Here is a 10,761-nt window from a genome sequence, read left to right as displayed (position 1 = left end):
TCGAGATTGCCGAGCAAAGCCCTGCATGCGGTAACCTATGCGTAGCTTTCGGCATCGCTGCAGGCCGGTTTATTGGCAAGCCCTTATCGCGCGCGCTCTATGCATACGACATAGAGCCGATCCAGAGCTTGGCCTGAAAGATGCTATTCCGCTGCTCGATGCCAACCTTCAGGAGGAGCTCGAAACCGACCAGCTTCTCACCCAGCTTGGCGAGGTGTCCGCAAATCCCAAGGGCACCAAGAAGAGCGCATGACGACCGCGGCCGGCGAGCTCGACGGCTCGCCGGCACCAATATAAGTTACAGGAGGAAGGTATGGGTACCGATCGCGAGGAGTGGATATCAAAGCGGGCATACGAGCTGTGGGAGCAGGCTGGACGGCCCGATGGCCAAGATGGCGAGCAATGGGCCGAAGCCAGCGCTGAATGGGATGCGGGCCAAGCACAAAGCAAAACCGGTAGCACGGCTACTGACTGGGACGACGAGTACTGAACCCTGCTGCCCCTATGATAAACGAGCTAAACTTGAGACGATGGCGGATATCCGCCATCGTTTTCCGATCCTGCGCTTCAACCAGCCTGATCAATGGCATGAGGTGATGGTTGAGCTTCCGGCGGGGCAGCTGACGGCATCCACATCATGTAGATCACAGCACCGATTAGAACCACGGCTGCGGCAAGCGCAAGAAGCGTGATCACGCTTTTGCCGGCCGGGCCATCTGGGCTCATGTTCTGTCGTGCGATCGCTCGCCCCTGCTGTCTTCGAGACTTTTTTCAGCACGCTTCTTCAGATCCTCTCGGCTCTTATCGGCAGTTTTCGCATCAGAGCGTGCCGCGTCGCTTTCCGGATTCGATTTTGCGGGATCGGTCATTTAGTTTTCTTCCACTGGTGTTCGTATCAAGTGCAATCAGATCCAGTCATATCTTTGCCGACATACCTGCTTCCTTGAGGTTGGCGAACTTGATCGTCGTGGGACGGAGGTTGTCTTCAAGCCAAGCAGCCATGGCGATTTCTTCATCGAGGTTGGCCTGCAATGGATTGACCATTGCTGCGAAACCGCCGAGCTCGGCGATCGTGATGAGCGATCTGTAGGCCGCAATTTCGAAGTGCTCGAATGCAAAGTTGGCCATGCTGTTCTTGAGTATCTCGTCGCCGGCGACGGTATGGCCGAGTGCTGCCATTGAGCCGGTGAACGACAGGGCGGCGTCTTTCAACGAGGAGTTCTCCTCGGCGAGGGACGTCAGTATTTCAACCAGACGGCTGATCTGTCCTTCCGTCTCGCGGATATGCTCTTCGAGCTTCGCCGCTACATCAGGATAGTTTTCGATCCGCTTGACCTGAGGCTTCATGATGGAAAGCGCCTGGTTCTCCATCGCGTGCGCGTTCTTCAAGCCGGTGATGAAAATATCTCTCGTTTTATCGTCAGACATCATTGCCTCCTTTTGACGAACCGCGAACAGCTTTCCCGCGCCAGAGTTCCCTCGAATCATTCATCCGACACAGTCGCGCTGTCACATCATCGCGTGTGCTGCTCCAACGTCCCGTCTTACGGTCGCTGCATCGTGTTACTGTCTGGATCTCCCGGAGTGAGTACGAAAAAATAGAGCGCCCCTAACCCAAACGCCGCTGTCAGTAGGAGCACAACGAACAGCATCATGCCGCTTGCAGGCTTTTCTTGTTGAGTCATCACGCATCCTCGTCTTGGACAATGATCATTCATCGGGCGGGGCTGGAAACGTCAGGTGGATCATTTGGACCCGCTTGGCTGCCATTGAAAAAATAGAAGCCAACTCCGAGCACTCCCACGATCGACAAAACCACGCCGAGCCACATCATCTTCTTTGATGCGACGGAAATCGCGATCGCGAAAAGCGTTGCCCCCGCCACCAGAGCAAAAAACCAGATCTGCGTCATCGATCACCTCCCGGTCCGGTCACTGAGTAAATGGTAGAGGGCGCTGTCACTTCGGTCTCTCTGATCGAGCCTTCCTCGATCAGGCGAGCACCGCGCTGCCGGGTGAGGTAGCGCCATATCCATTGAACACTCACGAGAATGCGCTTCTCGAAATTGATCAGCAGATATACGTGCACGAAGGCCCACAAGAGCCAGGCGGTCCGCCCTTTCAAGGTCCATTTGCCGAAATCAAAAATGGCAGCGTTTCGACCGATGACCGCCGTATTGCCTCGGTTCTTGAAAGCAAATCCTGCAGGGCTTGCCTCTCCGCTTTTCAACGACCGCCCAAGATAGATGCCCTGCTGCTTGGCAACCTGAGCGAGGCCGGGTAGCGGCTTTCCATCCGTTCCTCTAAAATCGGCGGTGTCTCCAAGGGCAAAAACGTTCTGGTGGCCTACGACCCGCAGCTGATTATCAACCGGTATCCGTCCTCCCGGCGCGGAATCAAGTTCGAGCCATTGATGTGCGGGGGATGCCTTGACGCCCGCGCCCCAGACGATACAGCCGGTTCGAATAAATTCACTCCCGACCGTGACGCCATCCGATGTTACATCGAGAACCCGTTCACCTGTGCGCACCTCGACGCCTATTTTCTCGAGGTAATGACGCGCGTAGTTGATGAGCTTTTCCGGAAATGCTGCGAGTATCTTTGGTCCCGCTTCGATCAGGATGACCTTAAACTGGTCAGGTTGGATGTGTCTGAAGTCCCGGTTGATCATGAATCGACCAAGCTCGGATATCGCTCCCGCCATCTCCACGCCGGTCGGCCCGCCCCCGATCACCACATAAGTGAGGAGGTTGCGCTTTTCCTGTTCGTCGTGGGCTCTCTCCGCCTTCTCGAATGACGATAGAAGACGCTGCCTGATCTGGCGTGCTTCATGAATTGTCTTCATCCCTGGTGCGTTGGCGCGCCAGCCATCCTTGCCGAAATAGTTGTATTCCGAGCCAGTCGCAATGACCAAACGATCGTAGTCGACCCGGTCACCACCATCGAGCAGGACCTGCTGCCTGTCTGCATCGATCCCTATCACCTCCGCCATGATCATGTTGATGTTGCGATAACGACCCAAGGTCTTGCGAATAGGTTCGGCAATATCAGCGGGGGAGAGTGCGGCTGTCGCGACTTGATAGAGTAACGGCTGGAAAAGGTTGTGATTGCGGCGATCAATGACGGTGACGGAGCAATCCGTGCCACCAAGTTCCTGCGCGCAAGCGAGGCCGCCAAAACCTCCTCCGATTATTACAATACGTTCTTGCACAGGCCCCTCATGATTGTCCTCGATGCGCCGCGCTAACCTGAGCAAAAGTCATTGGTTCCATCTCGACAAGGAACTTTACCCGAATGCGTTGGTTCGCTGGGCATAGTCAGGGAGTAACGCAGTGACAGAACACAAAAGCGCGGACACACCGACGGGTCTCACACCTTCGAATGACACTCCGCAAGAAAAGAAGCGCAAAGTCTTGATGGGGCGCGGCGCAGTCGGTTTTCTGGCAGCATTCGCGATTGCAGCGTTTGCACTTTACATTTTCATCGCCGTCTACGGCCTGATCGCGGGGACCTGACGCCATGTCCCACTCCGGAAACCAAGGCCCAGATTGGTATTTTCGCCTGATCGGCGCACAGAATGCCAAAGCCGGTATCGTCCGGTTCGCTATACTTCTAGGAGTCCTGCTGCTGGCCGCGGCGCTCGTATCAATCTGGCTTAGTTCATTTTAATCCAGTCGAGGCAGCCGACGGGTGCGATCGAATTGCTAACGAGTAACGCACCGTAGCCATACAGGCGAGCGAGCTTGGCATCGGCCGGAACGTCAATTGCCCATATTTTATTCGACGAGTCGGTCCATACCAAGCGCCCATCGACCGCGCCTAGTCCTGCCATCATCACGGTCTCGCTCGCCCCTGGACGCAGCACGACGATAACGCTCTCTCCGCGGGGCGCCGGGAAACTTGCTATCGATCCCGCGATTAAGGTTGCAAGAACGAGCGCGACAGGAGAACAAAGAAGCGATGTGCTGCCTGAGCGCCTCCTCATCAGGTAACAGCCAGTTGCGAAAGGAAGCAATCCAAAGACAGCCAACCAGGCGAGGTCCCAGAGAAAAGGCTGCTCGACGTCCATTCGGACACGGTGAATGCCGAGAATCCAGTGCGAAAGGACCGCGTCGACAAGATGCCAGATCCCAAAACCTATCATAGCGCGCGCGATCAGCGGCACGTTCTTGCTTTGTCGTGTCGGTGTGGGTGACGTCCACAGCAGATACAGCCCAGCTATAGCCACCACATACATAAGGCCGTGAAACAGTCCGTCGGTCAGGACGAGAAAGCGAATATCGAGACGGGCCTGCTCAAGCCCGCTCAGCAAGTGGTGCCACTGCAGGATCTGATGCAAGAGGATCCCATCGAAAAAACCTCCAAGACTGAATCCAAGCGCAAGGGCACCTGTTTCTCGGCGGTTCAGTCTTGCCATCAACGGTGATCCTCATTGACTTTGCAAGCGGACGCGCCGGCCCAGTGTAGCTGGACCGGCCGACGGCTTAGACTTTTCCGATCTGCTCGTTCTGCGCACCGCTATCCGGGCGCGCCGGTCCAAGAACTGGTTCGTCGCCCATTGGGACGTTCTGGAATACCGTGAACTGACCCTTGCCATCCATCGACGGGCCATCGTTCCATCGCGCGGGCGGGGGCACCGAGCCGTCCGATGCGGTAGCAAAGAAATCGTAGTTGTGAGTCTGATCTTCCTTTTCCTGGGGGAAGCTGTTTGGAATGGGCAGCGCACCTTCGTGTCCGCCGAGCTCCTCGATTACCGCCAGCCACTGCTGCTGGTGCATGGTGTCGCGAGCGATCATGAAATGCAGCATGTCCTTCATGCCGTCATCGTGCGCGGCATTGTAAAGACGGGTCGCCAGCACACGCCCCGTGCTCTCAGCCGCCACGTTGCAATACATGTCGGCGGCGAGATTACCGCTCGCGTAAATATGCGACATGTCGAACGGCACACCTTCCGAATTGCCTGGAAAGGCCGCCATGCCGGTTGACAGAATGTGACGGTGCAGCATGCCTTCGACGACATGACGCGGGTTTTCGCCTCCCATGACTGCGCCGACGATTCCGTCTGCAGCACCCGCTTCAGCGAGGCTGGCCGGGGCCTTGTCGAGATTGAGGGCAACGGCTGTGGCCAGCATCTCGATATGGCCAATTTCTTCCGTGGCAGTGTGGAGAAGCATGTCTCGGTATTTCGTGGTCGGGCCGCGTGCGCCCCAAGCCTGGAAGAAGTACTGCATGCAGACGCGAATTTCGCCTTCGACGCCACCGATCGCCTGCTGGAGCATTCGTGCAAAAATCGGGTCGGGAGAACCGACCTTGACCGGATACTGCAGACGCCTATCGAAACTGAACATGATTATCTCCTCGTGTGGAATTCCGATACCTGGACAGATATCGGTCAGCGAACAGGGAGCGGGTTTGGAAGTTCCAATATCTCCGGATTAAAAATGGATCCGATCTTACTCTTGATGGCACCCCGTGACCGACGGGCGAAAGTCAGAGACCGTCCGGAACTGTGAGGGCTTTGTTTGGTTAGCCCTGTTGTGAAAATACAGGAGACAGCCATGACTGAAGAAGGTCGCCCTTCCCCGCCGCAGCCTGAACAGCAGCAACAGCCTCCGGGCGAAACCAGGCTCATGAAGCCTGTACCCGATCACGGAGAGAATTCTTATCAGGGCAACGGAAAGCTTGCAGGCAAGGTTGCCCTCATCACAGGCGCTGACTCCGGTATCGGTAAAGCGGTTGCAATCGCGTTTGCCCGCGAAGGAGCCGACGTTGTCATTTCCTATCTCAACGAGGATGACGATGCACGCGATACGGCCAGGTGGGTGGAAGATGCGGGCCGCAAAGCCCTCGTAATCCCCGGTGACATCAAATCCGAGGATCACTGCATCGACCTGGTGGAACGGACGGTGGCCGAACTCAGCGGCCTCGATATCCTGGTGAACAACGCAGCTTTCCAGAGGACCTATGCCGACATCAGCGACATCACTGCCAATGAATGGGATGAGACCTTCCGGACAAATATCTATGCGCCGTTCTACCTTTCGAAAGCCGCCGCACCCCATATGAAACCCGGCAGTGCTATCATCAACACTACCTCCATCCAGTCCCGCCAGCCGTCTCCACAGCTTCTCGCCTACGCATCGACAAAAGGCGCTATTTCCAACTTTACCGCGGGCTTGGCCGAGATGTTTGCCGACAAGGGCATACGCGTGAATGCGGTAGCGCCGGGACCGATCTGGACTCCGCTCATTCCCTCAACCATGCCGCCGGAAAAATCGGCGAAGTTCGGCGAACAGACCCTGTTGAAACGGGCAGGTCAGCCAGCGGAGCTTGCTGGCGCGTACGTCCTGCTGGCGTCGGATCTTGGAAGCTACATGACAGGAGCGGTTATCCCGGTCACAGGCGGTGAGATTATGATATGACGCAATCTTGAGAAACGACCAAGGCCGGGCTTTTGGAGAGGGCCAAATTGGCCCTCCCAAGTGACAACACAATCGCCGCGAGCTATGGTTTTTCGGTGGTTGTGCCTGAAGGATTTGTCGTCGGGACCGGACCACCGGTGCCATGTGGCGTTGTCTCAGTCGGTGCAGTGTTGCCAGTCCCGACTGTGGGTGCCGGGCTCGGGGAGGCGGGGTCTGCGGGTCGATCGGCAGCGCCTGTTTGTTCAGCCGGGGGATCGGTCGCCTCTCCCCACCATTCTGCACCGGCCCAGGCAATCGCTGCAAGGATCAAGGCTGCACTGAGAACGGTAAGCACAGGTTTCCCTGCCCGCCCCTGCCTGGCCTCCGTTGCATTCTCCACAATGGCTGGTTTGTCCTTCGTTTCCATCGCTCTCGCTCCGTTCACACTCAGCACAACCCAGCCGCGCAGCGTTCGTTCCCTGAACGCTCATACTATGACGGGCACATTTTACCGTCTCGTTTGTTTGAAGAAAAAGGAGGACTGGAATGACGGAAAAATCGATCAAAAATGCCGACCGCACCATGCTTGATGACGACGACAACAGCCGATTCAACGAGAGCGTCGACACGACCAAAACACCCAAGGAAGAGCGCGAGGATCCGAAGCGGAAAGAGCAAGGACGGCCAGAGGCGACAAGCCTTTAACAAAAAAGGCGGCAGAGATGCCGCCTTTCTTTATAATTGACGCGATGATCAGTCCTTATCCATGTCCTGAGCCATCTTGTAGTGATGCTCGAGAGCGGGAAGATGCTTGGCAGCGAATGCCTTGAGATCTGCGTTCTCGCCTTCTTCTGCATAACGCTTGAAGAGGTCAACAGCATCCTCGTGCGCTTCGACCTGGTCGTCGATATATTCCTCGTTGAATTCCGCGCCCTGCAGTTTGGCAAGCTCGTCAACGTTTTCCTTGTGGTCATTGATGAGGGTGGTCTCAGCCTTGCCCTGGACCTTTCCGCTGTTGAGCAGCGCAGTCAGTTCTGCCGTTGTTTTCTCATGATCGGCGATCATCTGTGTCGCAAATTTCTTAACGGCATCGTCGCCCTTTTGCATGGCGAATTTGCTGGACTCGATCTCAAAGACATCACTGGCAGATGCTTGCATGATGAAGTCCTCCGTCTTCGGAGCTACGCCCAACGCGGAATTGACGCCTGTGGACTCGGTTGCCGACTGTGCAAACGCGGCAGTGGCGGTCATCAGAGCGGCGACGGTGAGTGCGATCTTTTTCATTTGAATCTCCCTTATTTGCCGGGCACTAACCGGCGCACTGGCGGAAAGTTCCGACTTCGGGATAGCAAAACAGTAATGCGGCCTTGAAATTTTAATCGTCAGTCCTTCGGAATAATGCTCACGGCGCCATCTGCCTCCAAGACCGCTGATTTAATCTGGGTGAGCTGCTCCAACCCTTGCTCGACCCTCGCCGTCGTCAGCACGTCCTCAAGACTGACGCGCGCCCGGACAGACGCGCGCAGGTCCGGCTTGCCGTTAGGTCGGACAACGACTCGAGCTATAGGGATGACCATCTCAGGCGCGTCCCAGAAACGCCTCTGTCGAAAGGATTTTGAGCTGGACCGAAAACCGGTCACCCAGCAACTCAAGGGAGGCATCATGCGTCTGATCAGCACCGCTACACACGGCATCCTTGAGGAGAATAACCTCGTATCCCAGGTCAATCGCTCCCACCGCGGCTGCTAGGACGCAGACATCGGTCTCTCCCCCGGTTATGGCCACCACTTCGATCCCCTCACGTTGTAGCACATGATGAAGTTTGCCACTCGTCCACGGCGAGTAGGTCATCTTGTCAAAAATACGAGCTGGCGGAACAAGCGCTCTGAGCGACGGAACGAGATCTATCATATTCGGCCCTAGCCGATCCGATGTCATCGTATTCCACTTCTCATAATAGTTACGCCACATGCCGGGCATCTCCGCCGCGCGCTTGGGCGGCACAAATCGGGTGAATACTGTCCGCTCAGGGCGCCACCTTGCCACTTCCTCGACCTGTGGTGAGACCTCCCTCATCCAGGGTACATGCCATGGTGTATCCTCGGCAAACATTCGCTGCATATCGATGCACAGATGGATCCAGTTTTTTGAAAGTCATCATCTCCTCCTGAACGCGAACCCTGACAACAACTTGAAGTTCCCTGCGTTTGAGCGAGCACCAGCAGGTGCGGCCGCATCTTCAAGGGTGTGCCGATGGAACGATGGGGAGACTCCGCTTGTGGGCACTTGCCTTGTAGGTTCTCACGATGAGCGCTTCTGCCACCTCACTTATCGGCTTGCCTTCGAGGAAATCATCAATCTCTTCATACGTCACCCCATAAACCTCCTCGTCCGGCCGTAGCGGTGCATCCGTTTCCAAATCAGCTGTCGGCACCTTGAACACAAGATTTTCTGGCGCTCCCATATGCGCTGCCACAGCCTGCACCCTGCGCTTCGTCAAGCCCGAGAGTGGCAGAATATCGGCTGCTCCATCACCAAATTTTGTAAAAAAGCCCATTAGCGCTTCGGCAGCTTGATCGGTCCCAATCACAAGCCCCTGACTTGCACCAGCGAGCGCATATTGAGCAATCATGCGCTGGCGGGCTTTGATGTTGCCGAGATGAAAATCCTTTCGCGCAGGATCGAACAGGTCGTCTGCCTGATCCGTGACGGCACGCATCATAGCGTCTGCGGCAATCTTTATATCGACGGTCACGGTCCGGTCGGGCTTGATAACGTCGAGGGCTTTTTGCGCATCTGCTTCGTCAGCCTGCGCTCCATACGGTAATCGAACAGCAATAAACCGAGCGTCTCTTCGTTGCGCGCAAAGCTGAGAGACTGCTGCTTGGGCAAGAAGGCCAGCAGCCAAAGAGTCAACGCCACCGCTGATCCCAAGAACATAGGTTACGCAGGATGAACTGGACAGGTATTGAGCAAGAAACTCGATGCGACGACGCACCTCCATCGCGACATCGAATTGCGAGGTCACGCCAAGTGCGGCTGCGATCTTTTGCTGGTCATCTGGCAATGCTTTGTTTCCTTCCTGAAAGCTGTGCCCTGGATCTACATTAGTTCAGGGTCTCTCTTGCTGCATCACATCTGCGATTTCCTGGATCAGCGGCAAGTTGGCCAGTTCTTCATCGGGTGCGCTCAGCTTTGGCTTCCAGTTCGGATAGCTGTCACTCGTGCCGGGGATGTTCGTCGGCTGCTTCTCACCCGTCGTCCCGGCAACACGCTGACGATCGAAGCGGTGATCAGGATCTTGCCAGAGCCCCGTGCGCCCATACGTTGGGCGATTTGGTGGATTAGAGACACGGATCCTCTAATGGTTGTATCGATTACCGCAAGTGTCTGCGATAGATCCGTTTCAACGAAAGCTCCACCGTGATCGATGCCTGCATTGGCGATCAGCAGGTCCACCGGGCGGTCCAGATCCTTGACGAAGTGCACAAAGTCATCGACACCCTGCGTCGTGGACAAGTCCACGCACATGGCATCAACGATAGAGCCCGTCTGTCGAAGTTCCACCGCGACATCGTAGATTCGAAGCTCGTCTGCTGCCAGCACGAGGTCGAAGCCAGCGGCGGCGGCACGCTTTGCTAGCTCTCGGCCAATGCCTGAGGATGCTCCGGTTACGACCGCGAACCCCTGACTTGGTCGATGATGTTGCAGAGAGGACGGAGGATTTCCATCGCGCACCATCCGCACGCTCAAACTTGCGTCGGTCGAATGGTGTCGACCGGAACCTCACCATCGATCACGCCTCGCTGCAAGCCCTCCCGCCCATGTTCCACTTCGATGACAGTGTAAGCCTTTTCGTCTCGAAAGGCGCTTGCATTCCTCGTCGAGACATCTTCGGCAGGTAGAGCATCGACTTCCTGAAAATCCAGCTCGCCTCCAGCGGCAACAATCCGAGCATCTCCAGCGGTCCGCGCAGCGACGATGACAGTTCCGAGAGACGGAGCCTGATCCCAGCGGGCATCATGTGGTGGTGCGGCCGGTTCCAGGCGATAAATGTTCAGGATCTCGCCGGCTTCTGTCGACACCGCAGTTCTCTCCGCGTCGGCAAGTTGAGCCTGGCTTTCAACCGATAGAGCGAAATGGTTGTCGGTTGTCCCAGTGTTTTCGCTGTGTATCGATCCGGTTCTGGTGGCGTTAGACATCTAGAAACTCCCCTCGGGCCGCCCCCGCCTGCGTGATGAAAGGCAGCGTGGGTAAGCGAACACTCCTCGGCCGCAAGAGTTCCCGAATGCTTTGCAGTTTCGTAAGCGGAAACGCAACGCCCGATAAGCTCGAAGAATTAGATGACGGAAGTATCCCTG

The 10,761-nt window shown here is 56.4% G+C and carries 17 protein-coding genes; 4 read left to right on the top strand and 13 right to left on the bottom strand.

The genetic code is table 11. From position 1 onward, the window contains the following. The first annotated feature begins 313 nt into the window (after positions 1 to 313). A complete protein-coding gene (locus GAO09_RS06735; RefSeq protein ID WP_153353278.1) occupies positions 314 to 490 on the top strand; it encodes a DUF2934 domain-containing protein in 177 nt (58 codons plus the stop codon). Positions 491 to 567: 77 nt separating this feature from the next. On the opposite strand, the gene GAO09_RS06730 is transcribed toward GAO09_RS06735, so the two are convergent. The 5 genes from GAO09_RS06730 to GAO09_RS06710 all read right to left on the bottom strand — a co-directional run bounded on the left by GAO09_RS06730 (position 568) and on the right by GAO09_RS06710 (position 3,210). Further along, positions 568 to 726 carry a hypothetical protein gene (locus GAO09_RS06730; protein WP_153353277.1) on the bottom strand — a complete coding sequence of 53 codons (159 nt, stop codon included), beginning with the start codon at positions 724 to 726 and terminating at the stop codon, positions 568 to 570. Next, a complete protein-coding gene (locus GAO09_RS06725; RefSeq protein WP_153353276.1) occupies positions 723 to 869 on the bottom strand; it encodes a hypothetical protein in 147 nt (48 codons plus the stop codon). The genes GAO09_RS06730 and GAO09_RS06725 overlap by 4 nt, the downstream gene beginning before the upstream one ends. A gap of 46 nt (positions 870 to 915) precedes the next feature. Continuing rightward, positions 916 to 1,428 (bottom strand): ferritin-like domain-containing protein, encoded by a 513-nt coding sequence (locus tag GAO09_RS06720; protein ID WP_153353275.1) that lies wholly within the window; start codon positions 1,426 to 1,428, stop codon positions 916 to 918. 286 nt (positions 1,429 to 1,714) lie between these two features. Next, positions 1,715 to 1,912, bottom strand: coding sequence for a hypothetical protein (locus GAO09_RS06715; RefSeq protein WP_153353274.1), 198 nt, complete (start codon positions 1,910 to 1,912; stop codon positions 1,715 to 1,717). After that, complete coding sequence (locus GAO09_RS06710) at positions 1,909 to 3,210, bottom strand: NAD(P)/FAD-dependent oxidoreductase (protein ID WP_338015049.1); 1,302 nt, start codon at positions 3,208 to 3,210, stop codon at positions 1,909 to 1,911. The genes GAO09_RS06715 and GAO09_RS06710 overlap by 4 nt, the downstream gene beginning before the upstream one ends. Positions 3,211 to 3,331: 121 nt before the next feature. Here GAO09_RS06710 and GAO09_RS06705 point away from each other — a divergent pair, with 121 nt between their 5' ends. Beyond that, positions 3,332 to 3,514 carry a hypothetical protein gene (locus GAO09_RS06705; protein ID WP_153353272.1) on the top strand — a complete coding sequence of 61 codons (183 nt, stop codon included), beginning with the start codon at positions 3,332 to 3,334 and terminating at the stop codon, positions 3,512 to 3,514. A gap of 140 nt (positions 3,515 to 3,654) precedes the next feature. Here GAO09_RS06705 and GAO09_RS06700 read toward each other — a convergent pair whose 3' ends face one another. Further along, positions 3,655 to 4,416 (bottom strand): DUF2243 domain-containing protein, encoded by a 762-nt coding sequence (locus GAO09_RS06700; RefSeq protein WP_153353271.1) that lies wholly within the window; start codon positions 4,414 to 4,416, stop codon positions 3,655 to 3,657. 67 nt (positions 4,417 to 4,483) lie between these two features. Beyond that, entirely contained in the window at positions 4,484 to 5,347 is an 864-nt protein-coding gene (locus GAO09_RS06695) for a manganese catalase family protein (RefSeq protein WP_153353270.1), read from the bottom strand. Positions 5,348 to 5,557: 210 nt separating this feature from the next. Between GAO09_RS06695 and GAO09_RS06690 the strand changes: the two genes are divergently transcribed. Next, positions 5,558 to 6,421, top strand: coding sequence for an SDR family oxidoreductase (locus tag GAO09_RS06690; protein WP_209018631.1), 864 nt, complete (start codon positions 5,558 to 5,560; stop codon positions 6,419 to 6,421). Positions 6,422 to 6,946: 525 nt separating this feature from the next. Beyond that, positions 6,947 to 7,105: a hypothetical protein gene (locus tag GAO09_RS06685; RefSeq protein WP_153353269.1), complete on the top strand. Its 159-nt coding sequence runs from the start codon at positions 6,947 to 6,949 to the stop codon at positions 7,103 to 7,105. Between the two features lie 48 nt (positions 7,106 to 7,153). Here the strand turns inward: GAO09_RS06685 and GAO09_RS06680 are convergent, their stop codons facing one another. The 6 genes from GAO09_RS06680 to GAO09_RS06660 all read right to left on the bottom strand — a co-directional run bounded on the left by GAO09_RS06680 (position 7,154) and on the right by GAO09_RS06660 (position 10,602). After that, a complete protein-coding gene (locus GAO09_RS06680; protein ID WP_153353268.1) occupies positions 7,154 to 7,684 on the bottom strand; it encodes a DUF4142 domain-containing protein in 531 nt (176 codons plus the stop codon). Between the two features lie 98 nt (positions 7,685 to 7,782). Further along, on the bottom strand, positions 7,783 to 7,977 hold the full coding sequence (locus tag GAO09_RS30320; protein WP_338015048.1) for a YetF domain-containing protein: 195 nt from the start codon (positions 7,975 to 7,977) through the stop codon (positions 7,783 to 7,785). Between the two features lies 1 nt (position 7,978). Beyond that, complete coding sequence (locus GAO09_RS06675; protein WP_324185767.1) at positions 7,979 to 8,539, bottom strand: cysteine hydrolase family protein; 561 nt, start codon at positions 8,537 to 8,539, stop codon at positions 7,979 to 7,981. Between the two features lie 100 nt (positions 8,540 to 8,639). Next, positions 8,640 to 9,467, bottom strand: a complete 828-nt coding sequence (gene nadE / locus GAO09_RS06670) for an ammonia-dependent NAD(+) synthetase (protein WP_153353266.1) — start codon at positions 9,465 to 9,467, stop codon at positions 8,640 to 8,642. A 122-nt stretch (positions 9,468 to 9,589) separates the two neighbouring features. Then, positions 9,590 to 10,141, bottom strand: coding sequence for an SDR family NAD(P)-dependent oxidoreductase (locus GAO09_RS06665; protein WP_153353265.1), 552 nt, complete (start codon positions 10,139 to 10,141; stop codon positions 9,590 to 9,592). A gap of 8 nt (positions 10,142 to 10,149) precedes the next feature. Continuing rightward, positions 10,150 to 10,602, bottom strand: coding sequence for a hypothetical protein (locus GAO09_RS06660; RefSeq protein ID WP_153353264.1), 453 nt, complete (start codon positions 10,600 to 10,602; stop codon positions 10,150 to 10,152). Between the last annotated feature and the right edge of the window lie 159 nt (positions 10,603 to 10,761).

Source organism: Endobacterium cereale (genome assembly GCF_009617585.1).
GTDB classification, from domain to species: domain Bacteria; phylum Pseudomonadota; class Alphaproteobacteria; order Rhizobiales; family Rhizobiaceae; genus Neorhizobium; species Neorhizobium cereale.
This window is presented reverse-complemented; position numbering and strand designations above follow the sequence as displayed.